A 24,869-nucleotide genomic window follows, 5' to 3' on the forward strand; every position below is an offset into this window, starting at 1 on the left:
CAGCTGGGGCCCGGTGCGCACCTCCACCCTGGCCACCGGCGGGATGGTCAGCAGCTCCCACCCGGCAGTGAGCCAGGTGGGGGCGGGGGTTCTCGCCTCCGGCGGCACCGCGGTGGACGCCGTGCTGGCGATGACCGCGCTGTCCTGGATCGCCCTGCCCGGCCAGTCCGGCATCGGCGGCGACGCGTTTGCCGTGGTCCGCGAGCCCGACGGTCAGGTGTGGACGGTCAACGGCAGTGGCTACGGTCCGGACGGGGCGAGCGCGGAGAGCTGGGCCGAGCGTGGCCAGCGGGTGCTGCCCGGCACCGGACCGCTGTCGGTCGCCACCCCCGGCGCGCTGGGCGCACTGTCTACCCTGCACACCCGCGGCGGCACCCGGCCGCTGAGCGAGCTGTGGTCGGGTGCCGCGGCCGCCGCCCGCACGGGCTTTCCGTGCACCGCGAAGAACCGCGCGGACATCGCCGAGCACACCGCGGCGCTGCGGGCCGACGAGAGCCTGGCCCGCTGGCTGCTGCCGGACGAGCACCTGCCCGCGGTGGGCCAGCGACTGGCCTGCCCCGAGCTGGCCACCAGCATCGAGGCGCTGGCCGCTGATCCCACGCTGCTGCACCGCGGGTGGATGGGCGAGGCCGCGGTGGCGCTGCTGCAGGCCGGCGGGGCGCCGTTCTCCGGGGACGAGTGGCCGCTGGGCCTCGACGTCCCGGCCGAGGCCGCCATCAGCGCGTCCTGGGGCGAGCACGTGGTGCACCAGACGCCGCCGCCCACGCCCGGCTGGATGGTGCTGCAGCAGGCCGGGCTGCTCGACGGACGGCTGGCCGGTCGCTGCACCTGGGACGCCGAGGCGGTGCACCTGCTTGCCCTGGCCGCCCGCCGAGCCTTCGCCGACCGCTACCGCAGCTGCGGCTCCGACAACGACGCCTGGCGGGCGCTGCTGGACCCGGCCGTGCTGGCCGCGACCCGTGCCGAGCTGGGCGCCCGCCCCGATCCCGCCACCGTGCCGGTGTCGGTGGCCGGTGACACCACCAGCTGCGTCGCGGTGGACGCCGAGGGGCGTGCGGTCAGCGCAATCTCCTCGCTGGCCTTCACCTACGGCGCCCGGATCAGCGTTCCCGGCACCGGGATCGCGCTGAACAACCGGTTGGCGCGTGGGTCCTACCTGCTGCCCGGACACCCCAACGCCCTGGCTCCCCGGCGCAAGCCGCTGCACACCCTCAACGCCTGGATCGTCACCGACGCGGCCGGGCGGCTGCGCCACGTGGGCAACACCCCGGGCGGCGACGGCCAGGTGCAGTGGAACACCCAGCTGCTGGCCCACCTGCTCGACGGTGGCGTCGACCCGCAGACCGCGGTGAGCGCGCCGCGGCACACCGTGCACCCCGGCTCCGACGCCGACGCGCTGCACCAGCCGGAGACGCTGCAGGTGGAGAGCCGGCTGGGCGCGACCGTGTTGACCGAGCTGGCCGAGCGCGGGCACGACCTGCGGGACATGGGCCCGTGGGGCGCCGGGGGCAGCGCCCAGGTGATCAGCGTGGACCACGACCGGGGTGTGCTCGCCGGTGCCGCGGACCCCCGGATGGACGGGGTGGCCCTCGGTGTCTGATCAATTCACCAGTGCGGTTCCACCGCAGGGCGACTACGTGGCCGCGGTGGTGCACGGCGGGCTCGTCCTCACCGCGGGGATGACCCCGCGCCGCGCCGGGGTGCTGCAGGTGCGCGGCACGGTCGGCGACGACGTCGACCTGGCCGCCGCGCAAGAAGCCGCAGCCATGGCGGCGGGCAACGCGCTGCTGGCCGTCGCGGAGGCCGCCGGCGGCCTGGAGCGGGTGGCGCGGGTCCTGCGGATGACCGTCTTCGTGGCCGCGGTCGACGGCTTCACCGAGCACTCCCGGGTGGCCGACGGGGCGTCGCGGGCCCTCACCGCCCAGCTGGGCCCCCGGGGTCGCGCGGCCCGCAGCGCGGTCGGGGTGGCCTCGCTGCCCTCCGGCGCACCGGTGGAGGTGGAGCTGACCGTCGCGCTCGCCGACTAGCGAGGGTTGCACGCACCAGTAGGGGCGCACCCACGGGTGCGCCCCTACTGTGTTGGCCTGGCTCAGGCGGTGACGGTGCTCGCTGCGGCCTGCTGCGCGGCCACGTGGTCGGCAAAGGCCTGCAGCGCTGCGGCGCCCACGGCCTTGTCCTGCTCACCGTTGCCACCGCTGACGCCCACGCCGCCGACGATCTGGCCCTCGTGCACGATCGGGAAGCCACCCACGAAGACTGCGAACTTGCCGGGCAGCATGTGCTGGATGCCGAACGCCTCGTTGCCCGGCAGGACCGGGCCGTTGGGCGGCTCGTTGAACAGGTGCGTGGCCCGCTCGTGGCCGGCTGCGGTGAACGCCTTGGCGATGGAGATGTCCACGCCGGTCAGGCGGGCGCCGGGCAGCCGGTGCAGAGCGATGACGTTGCCGCCGTCGTCGACCACGCAGATGGTCTGCTTGACGCCGATCTCCTCGGCCTTGGCCCGGGCGGCGACGAGGACGGGCAGCGCGTCGTCGAGGGTGATGCGGAAGACCTGGTGCACAGGACGCTCCTTCTCCGGGCGAGCCGGTCAGACGATGGGCACAGCCCCGGGGGGACCGTTTCCACCAGCCTGGCGGCTCACCGTAGTGGCGCCAATGGTGAGAGTGCCCGTGCTGAACCGCTTTTCGCTGTGCACAATGCCCACTCTGATCTGAACCTACCGAGGAGCGACACCTAGTGGCTGGTCGTGATGCCAGCCAGGAAGATGTCCACTCCGGCGAGAAACTGCTCGCGGTCGTCGTGCTCGTGGAGCAGCGATGCTGTCTCCTGCGCGATGGGGTCGGAGTCGTGCCGCGTCCACTCTGCCGCCAGGGCCTTGAGGTACGCCTCTCGATCCGCGTCCCGGGGAACCCGGCGTGCGCCGGCCGCGTGTTGTGCTGCCGAACCGAGGATGTAGCTGACCAACGCTGATCCGGCATCTGACCGGGCCGACCCGGTCACGCCGAGGCGGTGAAGCTGCGCGCCGATGCCCTTCCAGATCCGGAAGACCGCAGCCTGCAACGGCTCACGGGAGAGCTGAGTCCCGACCCACGGATGCGCATCGATCGCGTCGAAGATCCCCAGCGCCAGAGCACGGATGCTCCGCCTCGGGCCCTCGTCACCTTCGGCACGCGCCACGACTCGGCCGATGATGCCGTCGGTGGCCGCGGCAAGGAGCTCTTCCTTGTTGGCGACGTGGTGGTAGATCGCGCCCCGACCGGTCGCGAGATGTGTCGTCAGCGCCCGGACCGTCAGACCACTCTCGCCTGCCGTGTCGAGCAGCTCGATGGTCGCCTCGACGATCCGGTCCCGCGAGAGCGCGTCTGAGCGCCGTGGACCTCGCGGCGTGGAGCTGGTCATGAGCACCATCTTGACACGATTGGACCATAGGTCCAAAGTACCGATGGACCAACGGTCCAATAGTTCTCGAGAGGGACACCATGATCACTCCAGTCACCGTCGTCGGCGCGGGCCTTGGCGGCCTCACCCTCGCTCGCGTCCTGCACCTGAACGGCATTCCCGTCACCGTCTACGACGCAGACGCCTCACCCGAGGCACGGACGCAGGGCGGGCAGCTCGACCTGCACGAGCACAACGGCCAGCGCGCGCTGGAGATCGCCGGGCTCACCCGGGAGTACCGCGGGATCGTCCACCGGGGCGGCGCAGCCCAGCGAGTGGTCGACCAACACGGCACAGTGCTTGCCGAGCTGCCCGACGACGGCTCCATGGCAAGCCCCGAAGCCCTCCGGGGCGACATCCGACGGATCCTCCTGGAATCCCTTCCGGCGGGCACGGTGCAGTGGGGGAAGAAGCTCCTCTCCGCCACTCCGCTCGGCCGAGGACAGCACGAGCTTGCCTTCGCGAGCGGGCCCGCGGTCCGCGCCGAGGTCCTGGTCGGTGCTGACGGCGCGTGGTCGAAGGTCCGGGAGCTGCTCTCCGGCCAGAAGCCCACGTATGCGGGCGTGAGCTACGTGGAGACGTACCTGCACGACGTGGACGAACGCCATGCCGCAACGGCGGCTGTAGTTGGCAGTGGCGCGCTGTACGCCCTTGCTCCGGGCAAGGGGTTCCTCGCACACCGCGAACCGGGCGGGACCATCCACACCTACGTCGTGCTCAGCCGTCCAGCCCAGTGGTTCGCCGACATCGACTTCACCGACGCCGCCGCCGCCAAGGCGCGCGTCGCGGCCGAGCTCGAGGGATGGGCGCCCGAGCTCATCTCGTTGATCGCCGACGGAGAGACCGGACCCGTTCTGCGCAGCATCTACCGGCTCCCGAACCGCCACCAGTGGGACCGCGTCCCCGGCGTCACACTTCTGGGGGACGCCGCGCACGTGACCCTCCCCGGGGGCGAGGGTGCGAACATCGCGATGCTCGACGGTGCCGAGCTGGGCCAGGCGATCGCCGCCCACCCGGACGACGTCGAGGCCGCCCTCGCCGGCTACGAGGAAGCGATGTTCCGACGCAGCGAGGCCGAAGCGATCGCCGCGCACGAGACCATCGAGCTCATCTTCGGCGCCAGTGCACCCTCCGGCCTTGTCAACCTCTTCACGGGAACCGACGGGCCCTCGTCCGGCTAGGCCAGAGCTGTTGCGGTCCGATTGTTAACCGAGCCGAAACTGCCATTTACACCCAGTAGTTGTGACACGGTGCACACTGCACATCATCGGCCCTGTGCAGTTGTGCACGTTGCGCATGGACGGCGGTCGTCGCTTCCGGAAGTTTGACCCTCGTGGCCCCCCGCACGCCGGACCCGCCGGCGGTGGGCGTCGCGCGGATGTTGTCCCAGAGGAGCCAGCCGTGCCGCACCATCACGACGAAGACGTCCTGACCCTGGCCCGACTGCTGCAGGAGCCGGTGCTGCGCCGCACCTGCTGGCACCCCGGTCCGCACGAGACCACGGTCGCGCTGGAGTGGGTGGTGCCCTGGGCGGTCGCGGCACAGCGCGACGACCGCCTCGACGGGGTGCTGGTGCACGCTGCCCAGCACGAGATCCCCAGCTACGGTGGGCTGGACGCGGTGGCCACCGCGCTGGCCGAGCGGGGTGCGGCGGCGCTGCTGGTGGACGGGCACCAACCCGGCCCGGATGATGCCGCCGCGGCGGCCCGGCTGCCGCTGGTCACCACCGCCGACTCCGTCTCCTTCGCCGCGGTCAACCGGCTGGTCGCCGACCTGACGCTGGCCCGGGAGACGCACGTGCTGCGCTACGGGCTCAGCGTGCACCGCGCCCTGGCCGAGCTGCTCTACCGCGGGGCCGAGCTGCCGGCGCTGTGCAGCCAGATGTCGCGCATGTCGCAGTGCCCCGTCGCGGTGCTCGACGCCACCGGCGCCCTGGTGGCCATGGAGCAGGCCAACCCACGGATGGTGGAGCCCCGCCAGCTGGCGCAGGTGTTCCAGGAACGGGCCGAGCGCCTCGGGGCGGGCGGTGACCCCGCCGAGCTGCACCCTCGGGTGGTGCCCTTCACCGTCGGGGGCCGCGAGGTGGCCTGCGTGCTCAGCCCGATCGTGCTCGGCGGTCGGCACGACGGTTGGCTGGTGCTGGTGGAGCCCTCCACCGAGCCGCACCCGCACGACCTGGCCGAGCACCAGGTGCTGGTGGAGCAGGCAGTCCCCATCGTGGGCACCGAGATGCTGCGGCTGCGCAGCGTGCACGGCGCCCAGGAGCAGGCCCGCGGCGACTTCGTGCACGGCCTGCTGCACGGGCACTTCGCGTCGCTGCAGGAGCTCAGCGCCCGCGCAGCGCACTACGGCCTGCCGGTGCGCTCCACCTTCGCGGTGGTGGTTGCCTCCGGGGTGGTCGGCGTCGGGGACAGCTCGGCCGGGCAGGCGCTGAGCCTCGCCGCGCTGACGTCCCGGCTGGTGCCCGAGCAGGAGCGCCACACCCAGGCGGCGGTGGTTGGTGACGTGCTGGTGATGGTGCGCGAGCTGTGCACCGCCGCCGAGGGTGCTCCCGCAGCTGGCGTCGCCGAGGCCGCCGAGTACGCCGCCGCCCTGCACCGCCACCTCACCGGGCGACGGGCCCAGGCCGGGCGCCCGGTGCACGTCTCCTACGGGCGCCCCGCGACGGGGGCGCTGTCGCTGCCGGACAGCTACCGGGAGGCCCGGATGACCTTGGGCCTGCAGAACCGGCTCGGGCTGGCCGAGGTGTGCAGCTACCAGGACCTGCAGGTGCACGCCGTGCTGCAGGACGTCGCCGTCAGCCGCACCGGGCGGGACTTCGCCGCCGACCTGCTGGCGCCGCTGCGCGACCCGACGGTGGGCGACATGGAAGAGGTGGTGCTGGCCTACATCGCCAGCGGGGGCAACGTGAACGCGGCGTCCCGGGACCTGCACATCCACCGCAACACCATGCTCTACAAGCTCGACCGGGCGTCGCGGCGGCTGGGGATGGACCTGCGGCAGGCCGACAACCAGTTCGCGGTGTGGCTGGCGCACACCCTCGACCTGCTGGCCACCACCACCGCTGAGGTCAACCGCGTGGTCAGCCCACTCTGAGCGCGGATGTGGGTTGCAGGTGGTCGTCGCGTCCGCCGAAGCTCAGCGCCAGGCCCAGCACCGCCACCACGGCGCAGCCGCCGAACAGCCAGCCCAGCGCCCCCGGGTAGGCGGCAGCCACCCCTGCGGTACCCAGCGCGGCGCCGACGAATCGCATCATGTTGAACAGGCCCAGCCCGGGCCCCAGCTGCCCGGCCGGCGACCTGGTGGCGCCGGTGAGCGCCGGCGTCTGCACCAGCGCGACGCCCAACCCGGTGCCCACCAGCACCAGGGCGATCACCGGCAGCGACCGAACCCCGGAGCCGACGACCACCGCCAGGGCGACGTCGCCCAGCACCAGCACGCCGAGGCCGACCCGCAGCACCAGCCGAGGTCCCACCCGGTCAGCCAGCAGGCCCACGAACGGCGCGGAGACCGCCCACACCAGCGGGAGGGCGAAGGTCAGCAGCCCGGTGGTGGTCACCGACAGCCCCACCGCGCCGGTGAGGTGCAGCGGCACCGCGACCAGCACCGCCGCCAGCGACGACTGCTGCACGAAGACGCCGGTGGCGCTGCGCAGCCAGCGGATCTCCACCAGTGCCCGCGGGTCGATGAACGGCGCGGGCCGGCGCAGCCCGGTCACCACGAACACTGCCAGGGAGGCAAAGCCCAGCACCACGCCCAGCAGCGGCAGCGCCAGCGGCACCCCGGCCTGGGGCGCCGCGGTGGCGGCGCACATCAGCAGCGCCACCCCGGCGGTGAGCGACCCCGCCCCCAGCCAGTCGATGCGCGCGCCGCGGCCGACGTGCTGGGGCACCACCACCAGCGTCAGCACCAGCACGCCCACCGTCACCGGCACCAGCCCGGCGAAGATCGCCCGCCAGCCGAACAGGTCGGACACGATGCCCCCGACGGGTGGACCCACCGCCTGGCCGATGCCGTTGGCCGCGCCCCAGGCGCCCATGACGCGGCTGCGCCGGTTCTCCGGCCAGCTGGCCGAGAGCATCCCCATCACCGCCGTCGGCACCGCCGCGCAGCCCAGACCCTGCACCGCCCGGGCGGCCACCAGCAGCGGCAGGCTGGGGGCCAGGGCAGCGCCCAGCGTGCCCAGGGTGAGCACGGTGAGGGCGAGCACCAGCGTGCGGCGCCGCCCGAGCCGGTCGCTGACCCACCCGGTCAGCGGCATCATCACCGCGAGCACCAGCACCGACGTGGACGCCACCAGCACCCCTTGGGTGACCGGGGCGCCGAAGTCGTCGGTGATCTGGCGCAACGGGACGTTGACGATGTTGTTGCTGACCGTCCCGAGGAAGGTCGCGCCGAGCAGGGCGGCGAGCAGCCACCCTCGCCGCGAGGGGCCGGTGGCGGCCGAGACCGCCTGGTCAGACGCCGTGAGACGTGCCGTCACCCTCGTCCTCTCGCCGGCCGCAGTGTTTTTACGTCTGCGAAACATCGTGCAGCACCACATGAGCAGGGACTACGGCACGCTGCACATTTGTGGGCCACCCGGGTGTGCACATCGTTCATGGACGGGCCTAGCCAAGTCAGGGAGTTTCGCCAATATCACATTGGGCTTCCCCGGGAGACGACGATGCAACTGACAGCAGCTCACTGGGTGTTCCTGGCCGGGGTGGTGGTGATCCTCGCGACCATGGTCATGCGCAAGAACATCGTGGTCCCCGCGGTGGTGGCCACCTTCCTCACCGCGCTGGTCTGGTCGAAGAGCCTGGCCACCGGGCTCTCCGCGATCTTCAACGCCAGCCTGGTCGCCGCCACCTCGCTCTTCAACATCTTTCTCATCATCGCCATGGTCACGGCAATGCTGCGCGCCCTCGAGGGGCTGGGCGCCGACCGGAAAATGGTCGCGCCATTCCGTGGCGTGATGCGCAACGGCCACCTCGCATTCTGGACTCTGGTGATCGTCACTTACTTCATCTCGCTCTTCTTCTGGCCGACGCCCGCGGTGCCGCTGATTGGCGCGGTGCTGGTGCCGGTGGCCATTCGGGCCGGGCTGCGGCCGCTGGCCGCGGGCTTCACCATCGCCATCGCGGGCCAGGGCATGGCGCTGTCGTCGGACTACGTGATCGGCGTGGCGCCGGGCCTGTCGGCCACCGCGGCTGGGGCGGACCCGGCCGTCGTCGCGGACCGGGCCTTCGTCATGTCGCTGGTGGTCGGGGCGGTCGCGCTGGCCATCGGCTATGCCATGGAGATCCGCAAGATGCGCAAGCCCTCCGACGCGCTGCTGGAGGAGTGGGAGTCCACCGCCGAGCGTGGGGCGCCCACCGCGGACGCCGAGGTGGTTGAGGAGCTCGCGGAAGGGTCTACCGCGGTAGCGGTGGAGCGGCGAGAGCTGGTCGGCGCCGGTACTGGCGGGCACGGCGGTCCGCCGCCGGTGGTCGGGCACGGCCCGGCGCTGCGCGGCACCCCGGCTGGTGAGCCGATGCCACCGGAGCGGCACAGCATCCTCCCGGTCGACAAGCCATGGGCGGCCAAGGCCTTCGCGGTGCTGGTACCGGCGGCATACCTGGCGCTGATCATCTACATGGTGCTGGCCAGCGCCTCCGACTCGGTGACCGACCTCAAGGGCGGCGACGCCGCGGCACTGGTCGGCGGCATCGCGCTGCTGATGGTGTTCGGCGCCGCCTTCGTCCGCGACCGCAGCACGTTCATGGAGGCCTCCGCTGAGCACATCGTGGACGGACTGGTGTTCGCCTTCAAGGCGATGGGTGTGGTGCTGCCCATCGCTGGGTTCTTCTTCCTCGGCAACGGCGACTTCTCCGCCCAGATCCTCAGCCTGGGCGAGGACGCGCAGGGCCCGTCGCTGCTGTTCGACCTGGTGCTCTCCGCCCAGGACAGCCTGCCGCAGAACACCATGATCACCGCGTTCGGCATCTTGCTGGTCGGCCTGGTCGCTGGCCTGGAGGGCTCCGGCTTCTCCGGCCTGCCGCTCACCGGGTCGCTGGCCGGCTCGCTCGGGGAGACCTCCGGGGTGAGCAGCCCGACGCTGGCGGCCATCGGACAGATGGGCAACATCTGGTCCGGCGGCGGCACCCTGGTCGCGTGGTCCTCGCTGCTGGCGGTGGCCGGCTTCGTCCGGGTGCCCGCGGTGGAGCTGGCCCGCAAGTGCTTCATCCCGGTGATGAGCGGCCTGGTGGTGGCCACCGTGATGGCGGTGGTGGTCTTCGGCTGACGCCCGGGTTCTTCGGCGGGCTCGTGGATCAGCGGACGTGCGCGGGGCGGTACTGCACGCTGATCCGCGGGCCCGTCGGCCGGGTCGACTTGGGCACGGCGTGCTCCCAGGTGCGCTGGCAGCTGCCGCCCATCACCAGCAGGTCGCCGTGGCCCAGCGAGTACCGCAGCGTGGGTCCACCGCCCTCGGTGGGCCGCAGCAGCAGCGGCCGATCGGCGCCGAGGGACAGGATGGCGACCATGGTGTCGGTGCTGCGGCCACGCCCCACCCGGTCGCCGTGCCAGGCCACGCTGTCGGCGCCGTCGCGGTAGAAGCACAGGCCCGCGGTGGTGAACGGCTCGCCCAGCTCCGGACCGTAGTGGGCGTCCAGGCGTCGGCGGGCCTGCACCAGCAGTGGGTCGGGCAGCCGGTCGCCGTCGCGGTAAAAGCAGACCAGCCGGGGCACGTCGACCACCCGGTCGTACATCTGTCGGCGCTCCGCCCGCCAGGGCACCCCGTCCACCAACCGGTCGAACACCGCCTCGGAGCCGGTGAGCCAGCCGGGCAGCACGTCCACCCAGGCGCCGTGGCTGAGCTGGCGGCGCTGCACCGCGGCACCCAGCTCGCCGAGCACCGGGCCCTCGTCGGCGACGTCGAACAGCGACGACTGCAGCGCACCTGCCATGGATCCACGGTAGCAGAACCAGTCGAACATGTGTTCTAGTTCTTGCCGGTGACCGCGCCGTACCGCTGCAGCGCCACCTGCCGCTCGTGGGCGTGGTCCACCAGTGGCTCGGGGTAGCCGGGCGGGGGTCCGTCGGGCAGGGTGTGCACCGCCTTGCCGGGCACGCCCCGCAGCTCCGGCACCCACCGGCGCACGTAGTCGCCGTCGGGGTCCACCTTCTGTCCCTGCGTCACCGGGTTGAACACCCGGAAGTAGGGGGAGGCGTCGGTGCCGGTGCCGGCCGTCCACTGCCAGCCGTGCTGGTTGTTGGCCAGGTCGCCGTCCACCAGGTGGTCCATGAAGTGCCGCGCGCCCCACCACCAGGGCAGGTGCAGGTCCTTGGTGAGGAAGGACGCGACGATCATCCGCAGCCGGTTGTGCATCCACCCCTCGTGGCGCAGCTGACGCATCCCGGCGTCCACGATGGGAAAGCCGGTGCGTCCCTCCCGCCAGGCGGCGAAGGCCCGCTCGGCGTCCGGGCCGCTGTCGTAGCCCAGCGCGTCGAAGCGCCGGTCGTAGCTGCGCCGGGCGGAGTCCGGCCGGTGGTGCAGCACGTCGGCGTAGAAGTCCCGCCAGGCCAGCTCGGTCTGGAACGTGGTGGCGCCCTCGCCGTGGTCGCTCGCCAGGGTGTGCAGCAACGTCCGCGGGTGCACGCAGCCCCACTTCAGGTACGCCGACATCCGGCTGGTGACGTCGCGGTCGGGCCGGTCGCGGTCGGTGGCGTAGCCAGGCAGGTCCTCGGTGCGGAACTGCTCCCACCGGGCCAGCGCTGCCGCCTCACCGGGGTCCGGGAGCTCGAGTGCGCCCAGGTCCACGTCCGCCGGGACGGCGCACCGCGAAGCAACCGGGGGCGGGTCCAGCCAGCTCACCGTGGCGGCCGAGGTCTGCGCCGGCGGGCGCCAGCCGTGCTCGGCCCAGGCCCGCCGGAACGGGGTGAACACCCGGTAGGGCGTGCCGTCGGGCTTGGTCACCCGGCCGGGCGCCACCGCGTAGGGCGAGCCGGTGGTGACCAGCTCGGTCTCGCCCAGCGCATCGCGCACCGCGCCGTCCCGGCGGCGGCCGTAGGGACCGAAGTCGGCGCTGACGTGCACGGTGCGCGCCTGCACCTGCCTGGCCACCTCGGGCACCACCTGCACCGGGTCGCCACGCACCAGCAGCAGCCGACCCTGCAACGCCGCGTCCAGCTCACGCAGGCAGCGGTAGAGGAAGGTGGTGCGCGGGGCACCGGCGGGACCCAGCAACGCGTCGTCCAGCACGAACAGCGCCACCGAGGAGCGGGCGGTGGCCGCGGCCGCGCTCAGCGTCGGCAGGTCACCCAGGCGCAGGTCCCGGCGAAACCACACGATCGCCGTCTCGTCCTGGTCCACGCTGCGCTGCACCGGGGCCAGGGTTGCTGGCGGCGCCAAAGATCGCAAGTGTGCTGCTGGGAGGCAACTTCTCTACCCTGGTTCCGTGAGTCACGCCCCCGCCGCCGTCGAGCTCGTGGTCCTGCTCGACGAGTCTGGCCACGAGATCGGCACCATGCCCAAGAGCGAGGTGCACACCGCGCACACCCCGCTGCACCGGGCGTTCTCCTGCTACGTCTTCGGTCCGCACGGACAGGTGCTGCTCACCCAGCGCGCCCTGGACAAGTCCACCTTCCCCGGGGTGTGGACCAACACCGTGTGCGGGCACCCGGCGCCCGGCGAGGACGACGTCGACGCCATCCGCCGCCGGGCCGAGCACGAGCTGGGCATCACCGTCACCGACATCCGCCCGGCGCTGCCGGACTTCCGCTACCGCGCCGAGTTCCAGGGCGTGGTGGAGAACGAGATCTGCCCGGTGTACCTCGCTCGCACCGGCGACACCCCGCAGCCCCGCCCGGACGAGGTCAACGACTGGGTGTGGCTCAGCTGGGAGGAGCTGCCCAGCGAGGTCGCCCGACGCGCCGCGGAGTTCTCGGCGTGGAGCCAGACCCAGATCTCCCAGCTGCGCCAGCGTGCCGTGGTGCGCGACTACCTGCAGGACTGACCGGCCCGGTCAGAGCGCGTCAAGGTACTCCAGCTCGGGCGCGGCCGCCAGGAACCCGGCCATCACCTTGCCGCCCTCCTTGAAGTGCGCGGACTCCCCGTGCGCCTTGGCGGCGGCGCCGTCGGCGTAGAGCTCGAGCATCTTGTAGACGTTCGGCTCGGTCTTGGACCGGGTGAGCTGGTAGAGCAGGTTGCCCGGCTCGTTCTCCCGCACCTGCACCCCCAGCGCGGCAATGGCGGCCTCGAAGTCGGGACCCGTTCCTTCGCGGACGGTGAGGGTGGCGATGACGGCAAGCATGGGCGGTTCCTTCGGCGAACGTCGAGTGGCGCAGGGACACAAGCAGACGCTCGGAGTACAGCCGACCACGCAGGGGGCGTCAACCACTGCCCGGCGAACCGGGGGGCGCGGGTGCGGCGAAGACCAGGTGACTCTGCCGGACACTGACCTGGAGGCCGACCATGCGTGCACAGATCCGGCGGGCGCTCACCGCCGCCACCCTCACTACCGCCACGCTCGGCGCCGTGCTGAGCGGCGGCCTCGCCACCGCCGCCGCGGCCCCGGCTCCAGTGCAGACCCAGGCGCCCGGGCCGCTGCAACCGGTGCCCACGGACCTGTCCCGCTACCTGGGCACCTGGAACCAGCTGGCGTCCATCCCCGCGTTCTTCGACGTCTTCTGCGTCCGCGACACCCAGGCGCGCTACAGCCTCAACGACGACGGCACCGTGCGCGTGCAGAACCGCTGCGCCGGACCGTTCGGCATCCCGGTGCCCATCGAGGGCACCGCACGGGTGAGTGACCCGGTGACCACCGGAGCCCTGCAGGTGACCTTCCTGGCTGCGTTCAACCAGCCGGTGTTCCTGGGCGGCACCAACTACGTGGTGGCCGCCCACAGCCCCGACACCCTCGACGAGGACTACACCTGGGCGCTGGTGGGCTCGCCCGACCGCAGCACCGGGTTCGTCCTGTCGCGCACCCCCGCACTGGACGAGGCGCAGTGGCGCACCGTGCTCGCCGCGGTGACCGACGCGGGCTTCGACCCGTGCCGGCTGAACACCACGGTGACCACCGGTGGCCTGCAGACCGCGCAGCCGCTGTGCACGCTCGACCCGTCCGGCCGCTGACCGCGGGGGCCTGACCCGCGCCGATTCGGGCCCGCCCGGCTACCGGTCAGCCTCGTGGGCCGCGAGCCGGGTGAGCAGGTAAGGCGCCGTGGCGCTGCCCTCGGCCCGGGCCACCGTCTCCGGAGTGCCTGCGGCCACCACGCACCCGCCCTGGTCCCCACCGCCGGGGCCCAGGTCGATGACCCAGTCGGCGCTGGCGATCGTGTCGAGGTCGTGCTCGACGAGCACCACGGTGTTGCCTGCGTCCACCAACCGGTGCAGCAGGCGGAGGAGCAGGGTGGTGTCGGCGGGGTGCAGGCCCGCGGTGGGCTCGTCGAGCAGGTACAGCGCGTGCCCGCGGCGGGCACGCTGCAGCTCGGTCGCCAGCTTGATTCGCTGGGCCTCACCACCGCTGAGCTCGGTCGCCGGCTGGCCCAGGCGCAGGTAGCCCAGCCCGACCTCGCTCAGCGTGGTCAGGCTGCGCGCGGCAGCGGGCACGTCGGCCAGGAACTCGACCGCCTCGTCGACGGAGAGCGCCAGCACGTCGGCGATGTTCTTGCCGCGGTGGTCGATCTCGAGAGTCTCGTCGTTGTAGCGCGCGCCGTGGCAGGTGGGGCACGGCGCATAGGTCCCGGGCAGGAAGAGCAGCTCGACGGAGACGAAGCCCTCTCCCTGGCAGGTCTTGCAGCGACCCTCGGCAACGTTGAAGGAGAAGCGGCTGGCGCCATAGCCACGCTTGCGCGCCTCCGGGGTCGCCGCGTACAGCTTGCGCACCGCGTCGAAGAGGCCCGTGTAGGTCGCCAGGTTGGAGCGCGGCGTGCGCCCGATCGGGCGTTGGTCGACGCACACGAGCCGATCGAAGGACTCCAGGCCGATGGCGTCGTCGACGTCGACCTCGAGCTCGCTGCCCTCCTCGTCGGGGGCCTGGCCGAGGCGGCGGCGCACCAGCTCAGCGAGCACCTGGCTGACCAGCGTCGACTTGCCCGAGCCGGACACCCCGGTCACGGCGGTGAGCACGCACAGCGGCACGTCGACGGAGAGGTCCTGCAGGTTGTGCCGGCTGACCCCATGCAGGCGCAGCCACCCGTGGGGCGTGCGCTGGGGACGCTGAAGTGGCTCCGCACGGCCGAAGAGGTGCTTTCCGGTGATCGACCTCTCGACGTGCTCCAAGCCTGCCACCGGCCCGGAGTAGAGCACGTGCCCCCCGCGCTCGCCGGCCTCCGGGCCGATGTCGACGATCCAGTCGGCGCGGCGCACCACGTCGAGGTCGTGCTCGACGACGAACAGGGAGTTGCCCGAGCCCTTGAGCGCGTCGAGCACGTCCAGCAGCGGCTCGGCGTCGGCGGGGTGCAGGCCCGCGGAAGGCTCGTCGAGGACGTAGACCACCCCGAAGAGGCCGGAGCGCAGCTGCGTGGCGATGCGCAGCCGCTGCGCCTCACCGGGTGAGAGCGTGGTGGAGCTGCGCCCCAGCGAGAGGTAGCCCAGCCCCAGCTCGAGCAGCACCTGCACCCGGGCCACCAGGTCGGCGCAGATGCGCACCGCGACCTCGGTGCCCTCCCCCGAGCTGGCCGAGGAGGTCGCCGCGGCAACCTCGGTGAGCTCGGCCACCGGGCGCAGCAGCGCGACCAGCTCGGTGAACGACAACGCGTTGGTCTGCGCGATGGTCATCCCCGCGAAGGTCACCGCCAACGACTCCGCCCGCAGCCCGGCACCATGGCAGCCCGAGCACCCGACGCTGCGGACGAAGCGCAGCGCCTTGTCCCGCATCATCTGGCTCTTGGAGGTGGCCAGCACGTGGTGCACGTGTGCGCGAGCACTCCAGAACAGCCCGTAGTAGCCGTGGTCGATGCGGTCGCGCTCGGGCTTGATCAGCACCTTGGGCTGCTCGTCGGTGAAGAGCAGCCAGTTGCGGTCCTTCGCGCTCAGCGTGTGCCAGGGGGCGTCGACGTCGATCCCCAGACCGGCCACGATGCTGCGCAGGTTCGCGCCCTGCCAGGCACCGGGCCAGGCGGCGATCGCGCCCTCACGGATGCTGAGCGAGGTGTCCGGGACCATCAGCTCCTCGCTGACGTCGTGCTCCACCCCCAACCCGTGACAGCGCGGGCAGGCCCCCGCTGCGGTGTTCGGCGAGAACGCCTCCGCCTCCAGCCGCGAGGCACCGTCCGGATAGGTGCCGGCGCGCGAGTAGAGCATCCGCACCAGGTTCGACAGCGTGGTCAGCGTGCCCACCGTCGAGCGGGCGCTGGGGGCACCACGCCGCTGCTGCAGCGCCACCGCCGGCGGCAGACCGGTGATCTCCTGCACGTGCGGGGCGCCGACCTGCTGGAGCAGCCGACGTGCGTAGGGCGCCACCGACTCGAAGTAGCGGCGCTGCGCCTCGGCGTAGAGCGTGCCAAAGGCCAGGGAGGACTTGCCGGAGCCGGAGACGCCGGTGAAGACGACCAGCGCGTCGCGGGGCAGGTCGACGTCGATGTTCTTGAGGTTGTGCTCGCTGGCTCCGCGCACGTGGACGAAAGGATCGCTCGGGTCTGGGTGCACACCCTGTGTGTAACCGCTTGCGGACGGTCGCGCACCTTGATCGCTGTGAGATTGAACGTGGCTAGCTGCCGAACACCGCCCAGCAGCTGGTCAAGGCCGGCTCCGCGTTCATGCCGGGACGGCCTGCGGCAGGATCGGCGAGTCGGCGTCCACGCGCACTCCGTCACGCAGGCAGAACATCGGCTGCAGCAACCGGTCGGTGGTCACCACGGTGCCGTCGTTGTCCTGCAGGCGGAACGAGCCACGCTCGTCGCGGAGCACGGTGATGTCGGCGCCCCTGCCCACGGCGAGCGATCCCAGCTGGTCGCTCATGCCGAGCATCGCCGCCGGGTTGGCCGTGACCATCTCGACCACCTGGTGCAGTGACAGCCCGAGCGCCAGCATCGAGCTCATCGCCTGGGTCAGGCTGAACCGGGCCTGACCCAGGAACGGGTGGTTCTCCTCGTCCGGGTGCTCCACGGGGGTCCCGGCCGGGGCTGGAACCTCGGTGTTGTAGCCGTGCATGTCCGCGCCCAGGGTGTGCGGGACGATGCCGGCCCGCAGGGCCTTGGCCGCCAGGCGGTAGGAGAAGTGGCTGCCATGACCCACGTCGACCTTCAGCCCCCGATCCAGCGCCGCCCGGATGACGGAGTGCACCTCGCCATCGCGGTTGACGAAGCCGCCGGGGTGCCGGGTGAAGGGATGGGCCAGCACGTCCCCCTCCCTGAGCAGCGGGATGACCCGCTCCACGATGGTGTCCGCGTCCTCCCCGTTGGCCCCGCTCGCGGGCAGCCCCCACAGCTGGCCGAAGTGCACGTACAGGGGCAGCCCCACCTGGTGGGCGATGTCCGCGGCCAGCTCGATCACCTCGATGCCCCAGCGGGCGAAGCCACCGATCTCGGCGTGTGCCTTGATCCCGCGCACCAGGTCGAGGTTGGCTGCCGCCGACGCCACCGTGGCCTGCACGTTGACGCCCGTCGGGCTGTACAGCTGGTCGTAGAGGTGCCCCTCCAGCCCTCCGACGAGGTAGGCCGACAGGAACGCCAGCACCCGCGTCTGCGCAGGCTCGGCGATGAAGTGCCGGAAGCCCGGCAACGTCATGCACGACGGTCCGCCCTGGTCGACCACGGTGGTCACCCCGGAGCGCACGCCCACCACGTCCGGGTTGAGGCCGAACCGGCCCGAGACGTGCTCGAACACGTGCGCGTGGGTGTCGATCAGGCCAGGCAGCACCAGCGTGCCGCGGACGTCGGCAACCTCGGTGGCCGCCACCCCTGCCAGGTCGGCGCCGATCGCGGCGATGCGACCGCCGCGGATCCCGACGTCGAGCACCGCGTCCAGCCCCGAGGCTGGGCTGATGACGTGGCCGCCGCGCAGCACGGTGTCGTACGGACCGGCGCTGTGCTCATCGGTGAGGGGCATCTGTTGCTCTCCTGACATGTGGTGTCGGGCTGGTCAGGCCGCAGCGTGGTTGCCCTGGTGGACCAGCGCGTCGAGGGTGCGCTTGTAGTCGTTGAACTTCGGCGAGGTCACGTCCCGCTTGCCCGGCAGGTCGATCTCCACGACCTCGCGCACGTACCCGGAGTTCCCGTGCGAGGAACCGCCGGCCATCACCACCACCCGGTCGGCCAGGTAGACCGCCTCCTCGATGCTGTGGGTGACGAAGACGATGGTCACCCCGGCCTCCTTGTGGATGCGCGTGAGCTCGGTCTGCATGGTCGTGCGGGTCAAGGCGTCGAGCGCACCGAACGGCTCGTCCATCAGCAGCACCGACGGCTGGTTGGCCAGCACCCTGGCGATGGCGACGCGCTGCTGCATGCCACCGGAGAGCTGGTGCGGGAACCACTTCTCCACCCGGGTCAGCCCGACCGCCTCGATGGAGCGCGTGGTGGTCGCCTTGACGTCCGCTCGGGGCATCCGCGCCTGCTTGGGCCCGTAGGCGACGTTCTCTGCCACGGTGAGCCAGGGGAACAGCCCGTAGTCCTGGAAGACCACCCCCCGTTCGGGGCCCGGCCCCGTCACCACCTCACCGCCGACGCTCACCGTCCCGTTGGTGGCGGACTCGAAGCCGGCCAGGATTCGCAGCAGGGTGGACTTCCCGCATCCGCTGGCGCCGATGACGCACACCAGCTCCCCGGTACCGATGTCGAGGTTCACCCCGGAGACGGCGTAGTCGTCCGCGCCGGCGTAGCGCTTGTCGAGACCGGTGATGGTGATGCCCGCAGGTGGGTTGCGCCGACGGCGGGTGGAGTAGATCTTCATGGGTCTTCTCCCTGGGGGGTGGGGTGCGGGGCGAGCCCGGACTTAGGGCACGAGCGGACGGCGGCCGCTGGCCAGCCGCACGAGCAGGACGAGGAGGCGGTCGGCCAGGAACCCGGCCAGTCCGATGACGATCATCACGGCGACGATGAGGTCGGTGCGTGACTGTTCGCGGGCCTGCGTGATGAGCGCGCCCAACCCGGTGCTGATGCCCACGGTCTCGCCGACCACGAGAATCACCCAGCCCAGGCCCAGCGCGATGCGCATCCCCCCGATGATGCTGGGGATCGCGGCAGGCAGCACCACCTTGTACAGCGTCTGCACCGGCCGGGTGCCCAGCATCGCCGCGGCCTCGAAGAGCCGTTCGGGAATCGCCTGCACGCCGGAGATGGTGTTGAGCAGCACGGAGAACACGGAGGCGAGGAAGACCAGGAAGATGGTCGAGCGGTCGCCGAAGCCGATGATGAGCAGGGCGAGCGGCGCCCAGGCCGTCACGGGGATGGGACGGACGAGGTTGATGGTCGGCTCGAGCATCCGGTAGACCACCCGGGAGCGGCCCATCACGATGCCCAGCGGCACCGCGATCACCACGGCGATGAGGAAGCCCTGCACCACCCGCAACGTGCTGGCGTACAGGTGCAGCCAGAGCACCCCGCTGTAGGAGTCGTTGATGACGCCGCCGAGCGCGAGGTCCGCCAGCCGCCGGGCCACGTCGTAGGGCCTGGGCACGAACTCCATCTGGATGCCGAAGGGCAGCGTCCACCCACCGCTCACCCCCTGGTCCCACAGCAGCAGCAGCACCAGCGGCACCGGCAGCGCCCACAGCGTGGCGGCCAGCCGTCGACGCAGCCCGCTGCCGCGGCGCGCTCCCGTGGCGGCCGCCGGTCGCGAGGGCGCGGTCCCAGTCGCGGCGAGCTGGGCGGCTGGGGTCAGGTCACCGGAGGCGGTCATGTCCGTCTCCGTCCTGGCGGGGGTCACCGCGCCGCCTGGATCGCGTCCACGAACGTGGTGTCGAAGACCTTGGCCATGTCCGGGACCCCGGAGAGCTGGTCGAAGGCGACCATCTGCTCGGCCAGGGCGCCGACCTGGGCGCGGTAGGCGGTGTCCAGCTGCCAGCGGGGGGTGATGTTCTTGATCGCGGTCTCGGTGACGGTGCGGTCCACGCCGAAGGTGCTGACCAGCCCGTCGACCCAGGCAGCGTGGTTGGCGTTCATGTGGTCCACCGCCTTGGTGAAGCTGTCCACGACGGCCTGCGCCAGCTTCGGGTCCTTGCCGGTGACGGTGCCAGTGGTGGCGAACACGATGTTGACGCCGCCGATCGCGGTCTCGTAGGGCGAGGTGATCTGCTTCGCCCCGGACTGCATGACGATGGAGGGCGCCGTCTCCGCGCTGAGGAACGCGTCGATCTGACCGGACTTGTAGGCGGTGGCCATGTCGGAGAAGGCAAGGTTCACCAGCTGCACGTCCCGGCTGGGGTCGAGCCCGTTGGCCTGCAGCGTCAGGCGCAGCAGCAGCTCCTGCGAGGCACCGGCGGGAAAGCCGATCTTCTTGCCCTTGAGGTCCTTCACCGAGGCGATCTCGGACTTGCCGACGAAGCCGGAGCCCCCGTTGGCGGCCGAGGCCACCATCCGCAGGTCCTGCCCGGCAGCAACCGCGGCGATCACCGACGGCGCACCCATCACGGCGTAGTCGATGGAGCCGGAGGCCAGTGCGTTCTTCATGTCCGGCGAGCTGTCGAAGAGGACGATCTCGTACTTGGTCCCCTCCGGGGCGAACTGCTCCATGAAGTACGGCTGGTACAGGTGCGGCTGGCCGCGCAGCGTGCCCACCTTCACGGCGTTCGGATCGCTGGCGGCGGTACCTCCGGGTGAGGAGATGCACGCGGTCATGGACGAGCCCAGAGCAAGCACGGCGATCAGGGCCACCAGGAGGCGACTGAGGGTGCGGGTCATCGTAGGTTCCTTTGCTCGGGCGTCGATTGGTCCGACCACCGGACACGGAGCACGTTATGGCTCGGCCGTACCGCCGAACAGGGGGAACCGGCGAACGTAACGGGTGTTTAACCAGCCCGCAATGCCGCGGTTTGGGTGTTCCACCGCCCTGGCGTGCTTCGCCCACAGCTGTTCGGTGGTTGCGCGGCACCCGGTGCCCAGGAATGATTGGTCAGACCAGAGAGAACGGATGGTGCGCATGGCACTTCACGCAGGGCGCCTGCCATGACCCCGGTGTCAGTGCCTCCGCTGGTGCGTCGCACCCACAGCGTGAGCGCAGAGGTCGCCGCCCACCTGGAGCGGCTCATCGTCAGCGGAGAGCTGCGCCCGGGCGACCGGTTGCCTCCGGAGCGGGAGCTGGCCGCGACGATGGGAGTCTCCCGCCCGTCGCTGCGGGAGGCGATGTTCGAGCTCGAGTCCAAGAAGCTGGTGGAGCGCCACCAAGGTCGCGGCAGCATCGTGGCCGAGCCCGCACGAGGCACGGCGCAGCTCTACGACAGCCTGAGCGACCTGGACGTGCAGATCGGCAACGCCAGCGAGGTACGGGACCTGGTGGAGCCGGGAATCGCCGAGCTGGCTGCCCTGCGCGCCGTCGAGTCCAACCTCGTGGCGCTGGAGAGCGTGCTGACCCGGTCCGGGGCGGACCTCACGCCTGAGGCGTCCATCCAGCTGGACGTCGAGTTCCACAGCCTGCTCGCGCACGCAGCGCAGAACCCGCTCCTGGTGGCGCTGTGCTCCATGACGATGACCTGGACCGAGCCCACCCGGGCGCTGTCCCACCGGACGGCGCTGGGACGACGCATCTCCGTCGACGGCCACCGGGCCATCTTCGCCGCGGTGCTGAGCCAGGACGGACCGGGAGCAGCTGCGGCCATGACCCGACACCTGCAGGACGTGCGCGAGCTCAGCGCGCTGGCTGCCCCGCACCACCCCTGAGCACCCCCCAGTCCTAGCCGCGGGCCATGTCCACGAAGCGGGAGTAGTGCAGCTGCGGGGCCACGGTGATGGTGGCCAGCGGGCCGTTGCGGTGCTTGCCCAGGATCAGGTCGGCCTCGCCCGCCCGCGGGTCGTCGCGCTCGAAGGCGTCCGGGCGGTAGATCAGGATGACCATGTCCGCGTCCTGCTCCAGCGAGCCGGACTCGCGCAGGTCGGAGACCATCGGCTTCTTGTCGGTGCGCTGCTCGGGACCACGGTTCAGCTGGGAGATGGCCACCACGGGCACCTCGAGCTCCTTGGCCAGCAGCTTGAGGTGGCGGGAGAACTCACTGACCTCCTGCTGGCGGGACTCCACCTTCTTGCCCGAGCTCATCAGCTGCAGGTAGTCCACGATCACCAGCTTGAGGCCGTGGCGCTGCTTCAGCCGCCGCGCCTTGGCGCGGATCTCCATCATGGTGAGGTTGGGTGAGTCGTCGATGAACAGCGGCGCCTCGCTGATCTCGCCCATCCGGCGGGCCAGCCGGGTCCAGTCGCTGTCGGTCATCTTGCCCGAGCGCATGTCGCCCAGCTTGATCTGCGCCTCGGCGGAGAGCAGCCGCATCACGATCTCGGTGCGGCTCATCTCCAGGCTGAAGATGACGCTGGGCATGCCGTGCTTGATGGAGCACGAGCGCACCCAGTCCAGGCCGAGCGTGGACTTTCCGACACCGGGGCGGGCGGCCACGATGATCATCTGCCCCGGGTGCAGGCCGTTGGTGATGGCGTCGAACTCGGTGAACCCGGTGGGCACGCCGTTGGACATCCCGCCCCGGCTGGCGATGGCGTCGATCTCGTCCATCGTCGGCTGCAGCAGCTCCTCCAGCGGGACGAAGTCCTCGCTGGTGTTGCGCTCGGTGACGGAGTAGACCTCGGCCTGGGCGCGGTCGACGACCTCGGCCACGTCCTGGCCGTCAGCGCCCGCGTAGCCGTACTGCACGATGCGCGTGCCCGCCTGCACCAGCCGGCGCAGGATCGCCTTCTCGGCCACGATGGCGGCGTAGAAGCCGGCGTTGGCCGCGGTGGGGACGGTGGCGATGAGGGTGTGCAGGTACGGGGCCCCGCCCACCCGGCGCAGCTCGTTGCGGCGCTCCAGCTCGGCCGAGACGGTCACGGCGTCGGCCGGCTCACCCCGGGAGTACAGGTCCAGGATGCAGTCGTACACGGACTGGTGGGCCGGCCGGTAGAAGTCCTCCGGGGTGAGCACCTCCAGCACGTCGGCGATGGCGTCCTTGCTCAGCAGCATGCCGCCGAGCACCGACTGCTCGGCCGCCATGTCCTGGGGCGGCTGCCGACCGAAGTCCTCCGACGGCGTCGACTCCTGTGGCGCCGAGGACAGCGACCGTCCTCGATCATCAACCAGCGCCACGGGCACCTCACCTGACCTTCTGCTCATGAGCTCAGCCCTGCGAGCTTCCGCAGGGATTCCTACCGCGACGCACCGTCAGGAACGTCGCCTTCACGCCGGCGCCACCGCGCTGGGCGGTGCACACCGTGGCGGTGACGTGCAGACGTTAGGAGCCTGAAGACACAACATCAATCGACCCTGTGCACGCACCTGTGGACAAGTTGGGGACGGGCGGGCGCGTTGGTGTGCACCCCCTGGGGACAACCTGTGGACAGACAAGAAAGTTCTCACCCAACCCGCAGGTCAGCGCCGTTTTCAGCCTGTTGGCAGATGTGGATTACTTCTGGGCACGGCGTGTCGTGGGGGTTGACAGGTCGGGCGTGTCGACTCCCGGAAACGGTCCGGCACGGCAAAGTTACCCACAGGCACGCCTGACCAGGCCATCTGCACACGGTGATCAAGTTTCACGCTGCGCTAACTGCCGTCGGGCCCGAGCACCGCCCCCAACGCGCGCAGAGCCCCCAGGCGAGCAATCGCCTGGGGGCTCTGCAGAGCGGGTGGATCAGCTGGCGACAGTGACCTCGAGGACGAGCTCAGCCGTCACCTCGGGGTGCAGGTGCACCTTCACGCTGTGCTTGCCCGCGGTCTTGATGTGCGACGCGGGGAGCTCGATCGTGCGCTTGTCCAGCGTGGGACCACCGGCGGCCTTGACGGCACCGGCGACGTCGCCGGCACTGACCGAGCCGAACAGCTTGCCCTTGGTGCCGGCACGCACCGGCAGGGTGACCGAGTCCAGGCCCGCGATCGCGGCCTTGACCTCGTTGGCGTGGTCCAGGCCGCGAATGGCCCGGGCCTCCTGGGAGCGGCGGATGCTCTCGACCTGCTTCTCGGCACCCCGGGTGGCCTTGATGGCCAGTCCGCGGGGCATCAGGAAGTTGCGGCCGTAGCCGTCCTTGACCTCGACGGTGTCGCCGGGGGCACCGAGGTTGGGAACGTCAGCGGTGAGAATGAGCTTCATCGTTGTTCCCCCTCTCAGCGTGCGGTGGACGTGTAGGGCAGCAGCGCTACCTCACGGGCGTTCTTGACGGCCACGGCAACGTCCCGCTGGTGCTGGGTGCAGTTGCCGGTGACCCGACGCGCGCGGATCTTCCCGCGGTCGCTGATGTACTTGCGCAGCAGCGTCGTGTCCTTGTAGTCGATGTGAGCGGTGCGCTCCTTGCAGAAGGTGCACACCTTCTTCTTCACCTTGCGAACTGGCGCCTTGGCCATGGATCTTCTCCGGTCTCTATCTCAAACCTGGGACCCCGCACGCGGCGGGGTAATTCCTGCGTGTCGATCAGAAGGGAGGCTCGTCGTCCGAGCCGCCGCGCGCGCCACCGAAACCGCCGCCGCCGCCCACGGACGAGCCCGTCTGCGGGGCGGAGCCCCACGGGTCGTCGTTGGCTGCGCCGCCGCCTCCGCCGGACGGTGCGGAGCTGAATCCGCCGCCGCCTCCGCCGCCACCCCGGCTGACCTTGTTGACCTTGGCCGTCGCGTACTTCAGCGACGGGCCGACCTCGTCGACCTCGAGCTCCACGACGGTCCGCTTCTCACCCTCGCGCGTCTCGAACGACCGCTGGCGCAGCCGTCCGGAGACGATGACCCGGGAACCGCGCGTCAGTGACTCAGCGACGTTCTCCGCAGCCTGACGCCAGATGTTGCAGCGCATGAACAGTGCGTCCATGTCTTCCCACTGGTTGGTCTGTGCGTTGAACTTGCGGGGGGTGGACGCCACCGTGAAGGTGGCGACCGCCGCACCTGAGGGAGTGAAGCGCAGCTCGGGGTCGGCGGTGAGATTGCCGACGATCGTCAAGTTGGTCTCGCCTGCCATGGGTCCTCCTGGAGTCGTGGGAGTGGCACAAGCGCTGAGCGGGAGGCTCAGCTCTCGGTGCGCACTGCCTTCGGTCGAACCTTCTTGGGCTCGTTCCGCAGCACCTTGGTACGGAGCACCGACTCGTTCAGGGTGAGCTGACGGTCCAGCTCGGTGACGGTGGCCGGCTCGGCGGCAATGTCGACGACGGCGTAGATGCCCTCGGCGTGCTTGAGGATCTCGTAGGCGAGCCTGCGCTTGCCCCAGACCTCCACCTTCTCGACCGAGCCGCCGTCCTTGCGAACAACGTTGAGGAATGTATCCAGGGACGGAGCGACTGTGCGCTCGTCCAGGTTCGGGTCGAGAATGACCATGAGCTCGTAATGACGCATAGGACCTCTGCACCTCCTGTGGACT

At 71.2% G+C, this 24,869-nt stretch carries 24 protein-coding genes; 8 read left to right on the top strand and 16 right to left on the bottom strand.

Annotated features, from left to right (window positions below):
* Positions 1 to 43: 43 nt before the first annotated feature.
* Together ELX43_RS17110 and ELX43_RS17115 are read left to right on the top strand one after the other, a co-directional pair.
* Positions 44 to 1,600, top strand: a complete 1,557-nt coding sequence (locus ELX43_RS17110; RefSeq protein WP_127785005.1) for a gamma-glutamyltransferase — start codon at positions 44 to 46, stop codon at positions 1,598 to 1,600.
* A complete protein-coding gene (locus ELX43_RS17115; RefSeq protein ID WP_127784469.1) occupies positions 1,593 to 2,027 on the top strand; it encodes a RidA family protein in 435 nt (144 codons plus the stop codon). The genes ELX43_RS17110 and ELX43_RS17115 overlap by 8 nt, the downstream gene beginning before the upstream one ends.
* Positions 2,028 to 2,089: 62 nt before the next feature.
* On the opposite strand, the gene ELX43_RS17120 is transcribed toward ELX43_RS17115, so the two are convergent.
* Positions 2,090 to 2,560 (bottom strand): heme-binding protein, encoded by a 471-nt coding sequence (locus ELX43_RS17120; protein WP_127784470.1) that lies wholly within the window; start codon positions 2,558 to 2,560, stop codon positions 2,090 to 2,092.
* A 173-nt stretch (positions 2,561 to 2,733) separates the two neighbouring features.
* A complete protein-coding gene (locus ELX43_RS17125) occupies positions 2,734 to 3,399 on the bottom strand; it encodes a TetR/AcrR family transcriptional regulator (protein WP_206518056.1) in 666 nt (221 codons plus the stop codon).
* Positions 3,400 to 3,479: 80 nt separating this feature from the next.
* Between ELX43_RS17125 and ELX43_RS17130 the strand changes: the two genes are divergently transcribed.
* Both ELX43_RS17130 and ELX43_RS17135 read left to right on the top strand, forming a co-directional pair.
* Positions 3,480 to 4,619 carry an NAD(P)/FAD-dependent oxidoreductase gene (locus tag ELX43_RS17130; protein ID WP_127784472.1) on the top strand — a complete coding sequence of 380 codons (1,140 nt, stop codon included), beginning with the start codon at positions 3,480 to 3,482 and terminating at the stop codon, positions 4,617 to 4,619.
* A 220-nt stretch (positions 4,620 to 4,839) separates the two neighbouring features.
* Positions 4,840 to 6,534: a PucR family transcriptional regulator gene (locus ELX43_RS17135; protein WP_164860689.1), complete on the top strand. Its 1,695-nt coding sequence runs from the start codon at positions 4,840 to 4,842 to the stop codon at positions 6,532 to 6,534.
* Here ELX43_RS17135 and ELX43_RS17140 read toward each other — a convergent pair.
* Complete coding sequence (locus ELX43_RS17140) at positions 6,521 to 7,921, bottom strand: MFS transporter (RefSeq protein WP_164860690.1); 1,401 nt, start codon at positions 7,919 to 7,921, stop codon at positions 6,521 to 6,523. The two genes, ELX43_RS17135 and ELX43_RS17140, sit on opposite strands and share 14 nt — an antisense overlap.
* A gap of 183 nt (positions 7,922 to 8,104) precedes the next feature.
* Here ELX43_RS17140 and ELX43_RS17145 point away from each other — a divergent pair, with 183 nt between their 5' ends.
* The gene (locus ELX43_RS17145; RefSeq protein ID WP_127784475.1) at positions 8,105 to 9,703 is read left to right on the top strand and encodes a hypothetical protein; all 1,599 of its coding nucleotides are present in this window, start codon (positions 8,105 to 8,107) and stop codon (positions 9,701 to 9,703) included.
* Between the two features lie 28 nt (positions 9,704 to 9,731).
* On the opposite strand, the gene ELX43_RS17150 is transcribed toward ELX43_RS17145, so the two are convergent.
* Both ELX43_RS17150 and ELX43_RS17155 read right to left on the bottom strand, forming a co-directional pair.
* Positions 9,732 to 10,367 carry an alpha-ketoglutarate-dependent dioxygenase AlkB gene (locus tag ELX43_RS17150; RefSeq protein ID WP_127784476.1) on the bottom strand — a complete coding sequence of 212 codons (636 nt, stop codon included), beginning with the start codon at positions 10,365 to 10,367 and terminating at the stop codon, positions 9,732 to 9,734.
* Positions 10,368 to 10,402: 35 nt separating this feature from the next.
* Entirely contained in the window at positions 10,403 to 11,812 is a 1,410-nt protein-coding gene (locus tag ELX43_RS17155; RefSeq protein WP_241249400.1) for a deoxyribodipyrimidine photo-lyase, read from the bottom strand.
* Positions 11,813 to 11,858: 46 nt separating this feature from the next.
* Between ELX43_RS17155 and idi the strand changes: the two genes are divergently transcribed.
* A complete protein-coding gene (gene idi / locus ELX43_RS17160) occupies positions 11,859 to 12,416 on the top strand; it encodes an isopentenyl-diphosphate Delta-isomerase (RefSeq protein WP_127784477.1) in 558 nt (185 codons plus the stop codon).
* A gap of 9 nt (positions 12,417 to 12,425) precedes the next feature.
* Here idi and ELX43_RS17165 read toward each other — a convergent pair whose 3' ends face one another.
* Positions 12,426 to 12,713 (bottom strand): putative quinol monooxygenase, encoded by a 288-nt coding sequence (locus tag ELX43_RS17165; RefSeq protein ID WP_127784478.1) that lies wholly within the window; start codon positions 12,711 to 12,713, stop codon positions 12,426 to 12,428.
* A gap of 161 nt (positions 12,714 to 12,874) precedes the next feature.
* Here ELX43_RS17165 and ELX43_RS17170 point away from each other — a divergent pair, with 161 nt between their 5' ends.
* A complete protein-coding gene (locus tag ELX43_RS17170; RefSeq protein ID WP_127784479.1) occupies positions 12,875 to 13,537 on the top strand; it encodes a lipocalin family protein in 663 nt (220 codons plus the stop codon).
* 39 nt (positions 13,538 to 13,576) lie between these two features.
* Here ELX43_RS17170 and uvrA read toward each other — a convergent pair whose 3' ends face one another.
* The 5 genes from uvrA to ELX43_RS17195 all read right to left on the bottom strand — a co-directional run bounded on the left by uvrA (position 13,577) and on the right by ELX43_RS17195 (position 20,244).
* Positions 13,577 to 16,054, bottom strand: coding sequence for an excinuclease ABC subunit UvrA (gene uvrA, locus ELX43_RS17175; RefSeq protein ID WP_127784480.1), 2,478 nt, complete (start codon positions 16,052 to 16,054; stop codon positions 13,577 to 13,579).
* 108 nt (positions 16,055 to 16,162) lie between these two features.
* Positions 16,163 to 17,455 (bottom strand): amidohydrolase/deacetylase family metallohydrolase, encoded by a 1,293-nt coding sequence (locus ELX43_RS17180; RefSeq protein ID WP_127784481.1) that lies wholly within the window; start codon positions 17,453 to 17,455, stop codon positions 16,163 to 16,165.
* 33 nt (positions 17,456 to 17,488) lie between these two features.
* Complete coding sequence (locus ELX43_RS17185) at positions 17,489 to 18,295, bottom strand: ABC transporter ATP-binding protein (protein WP_127784482.1); 807 nt, start codon at positions 18,293 to 18,295, stop codon at positions 17,489 to 17,491.
* Positions 18,296 to 18,337: 42 nt separating this feature from the next.
* Positions 18,338 to 19,243, bottom strand: a complete 906-nt coding sequence (locus ELX43_RS17190; RefSeq protein ID WP_127784483.1) for an ABC transporter permease — start codon at positions 19,241 to 19,243, stop codon at positions 18,338 to 18,340.
* Between the two features lie 23 nt (positions 19,244 to 19,266).
* Entirely contained in the window at positions 19,267 to 20,244 is a 978-nt protein-coding gene (locus tag ELX43_RS17195; RefSeq protein ID WP_127784484.1) for an ABC transporter substrate-binding protein, read from the bottom strand.
* A gap of 273 nt (positions 20,245 to 20,517) precedes the next feature.
* Here ELX43_RS17195 and ELX43_RS17200 point away from each other — a divergent pair, with 273 nt between their 5' ends.
* Positions 20,518 to 21,219 (top strand): FadR/GntR family transcriptional regulator, encoded by a 702-nt coding sequence (locus ELX43_RS17200; RefSeq protein ID WP_241249416.1) that lies wholly within the window; start codon positions 20,518 to 20,520, stop codon positions 21,217 to 21,219.
* Positions 21,220 to 21,232: 13 nt separating this feature from the next.
* Here the strand turns inward: ELX43_RS17200 and dnaB are convergent, their stop codons facing one another.
* From dnaB to rpsF, 5 genes are all read right to left on the bottom strand, one after another.
* Complete coding sequence (gene dnaB / locus ELX43_RS17205; protein WP_127784486.1) at positions 21,233 to 22,624, bottom strand: replicative DNA helicase; 1,392 nt, start codon at positions 22,622 to 22,624, stop codon at positions 21,233 to 21,235.
* A gap of 541 nt (positions 22,625 to 23,165) precedes the next feature.
* Positions 23,166 to 23,621 (bottom strand): 50S ribosomal protein L9, encoded by a 456-nt coding sequence (rplI, locus tag ELX43_RS17210; RefSeq protein WP_127784487.1) that lies wholly within the window; start codon positions 23,619 to 23,621, stop codon positions 23,166 to 23,168.
* A 14-nt stretch (positions 23,622 to 23,635) separates the two neighbouring features.
* The gene (gene rpsR, locus ELX43_RS17215; protein WP_127784488.1) at positions 23,636 to 23,872 is read right to left on the bottom strand and encodes a 30S ribosomal protein S18; all 237 of its coding nucleotides are present in this window, start codon (positions 23,870 to 23,872) and stop codon (positions 23,636 to 23,638) included.
* Between the two features lie 67 nt (positions 23,873 to 23,939).
* Complete coding sequence (locus tag ELX43_RS17220; RefSeq protein ID WP_127784489.1) at positions 23,940 to 24,473, bottom strand: single-stranded DNA-binding protein; 534 nt, start codon at positions 24,471 to 24,473, stop codon at positions 23,940 to 23,942.
* A gap of 47 nt (positions 24,474 to 24,520) precedes the next feature.
* The gene (rpsF, locus tag ELX43_RS17225) at positions 24,521 to 24,844 is read right to left on the bottom strand and encodes a 30S ribosomal protein S6 (RefSeq protein WP_127784490.1); all 324 of its coding nucleotides are present in this window, start codon (positions 24,842 to 24,844) and stop codon (positions 24,521 to 24,523) included.
* Positions 24,845 to 24,869: the final 25 nt, after the last annotated feature.

Source organism: Rhodococcus sp. X156, assembly GCF_004006015.1.
GTDB lineage: Bacteria > Actinomycetota > Actinomycetes > Mycobacteriales > Mycobacteriaceae > X156.